Raw genomic sequence first — 1,274 nt, 5'->3', positions numbered from 1 at the left:
AGAGGTGGCCCCGCGCAGTTGGACAGAAATTCGGTTTTCTTAAGTGAACTCTCTGCGGGTTAAGCCGCTGCGGCGAGCAGCGGCAGGTTGAAGTAAGCCGTATCCGGGGTTTGCCCGTCAAGCGTTGAGTGCGGGCGACGGCGATTGTAGAAATCGAAATAGCGGGCGAGCGCTTGCCGAACCTCGGAAACGGTTTCGTAGCCGTGCAGGTAAATCTCCTCGTACTTAACCGATTTCCAGAGGCGCTCGACGAAGACGTTGTCGCGCCAACACCCCTTGCCATCCATGCTGACCTGAATGCTGTGCTCCTGAAGGAGGCTAATAAAGGCGGAGCTGGTGAACTGGCTACCTTGGTCGGTATTCATGATTTCCGGCTTGCCATATTTCATGATGGCCTCTTCCAGAGCGTCGACGCACGGATCGGCCGTCAAGCTGTTCGAGACGCGCCAGCTCAGCACACGACGGGTCGCCCAGTCGAGCACTGCGCTCAGATAGACGAAGCCGCGACGCATTGGAATGTAGGTCGTATCCATGGCCCAAACCTGATTCGGACGATCGATGGTGAGGTCGCGCAACAGGTAGGGATAGATGCGGTGCGCCTGGTTGCGCCGGCTGGTGTTGGCTTTGCGGTAGATGGCCTGGATGTCGAGCTGTTTCATCAGCGTGCTGACATGCTTGCGGCCGATTTCATGGCCTTCCAGCTTGAGCATGTCGCGCAGCATCCGCGCCCCGGCAAAGGGATGGTCCAGATGCAATTCATCAATCCGTCGCAGCAGCTTCAGATCGCTCTCTGACGTCGGCTGCTCCTGGTAATAAACGGACGAGCGGGAGAGTTCAAGCAACTGGACTTGCCTGACGACCGGCAGGTCGTGGGTCTTGTCGATCATCGTTTTGCGCTCGCATCGCCGATGCGACCGAGCGCGCCGGCCAAAAAATCAATCTCCAGTGCCTGCTGGCCGATCTTTGCGTGCAAGTCCTTCAGGTCCGGTGTCGCCGACTGCTTCTCGGCCGCTGTGGCGAACACACCGGAGGCGTTCTCCAGCAGTTGCGTCTTCCACTGCGTGATTTGATTCGGATGAATATCAAACTTCTCCGCTAACGCGGCAAGCGTCTCTTCACCCTTGAGGGCGGCGATCGCCACTTTGGCCTTGAAGGCGGCTGTGTGGTTACGACGGGGTCTTCTCATTGCTTCTGCTCCTTGGCAGGCGATTCCCATCGCCCATTGAAGCAGAGATTTCACTTAACCGGATGTCCTGATTCGCGGAGCCACCTCT

At 57.9% G+C, this 1,274-nt stretch carries 1 protein-coding gene; it reads right to left on the bottom strand.

Annotation, left to right across the window (positions count from 1 at the left end; genetic code table 11):
• Nucleotides 1–59: 59 nt before the first annotated feature.
• Nucleotides 60–1,186 (bottom strand): IS3 family transposase gene (locus tag AC07TV_RS22725; protein ID WP_494650684.1). Its coding sequence is split into 2 segments (ribosomal slippage): nt 60–928 and nt 928–1,186, totalling 1,128 coding nucleotides; the frame shifts between segments, so codons are not numbered across the junction.
• Between the last annotated feature and the right edge of the window lie 88 nt (nt 1,187–1,274).

It is taken from the genome of Azonexus sp. GW821-FHT04F04 (assembly GCF_059420025.1).
This window is presented reverse-complemented; position numbering and strand designations above follow the sequence as displayed.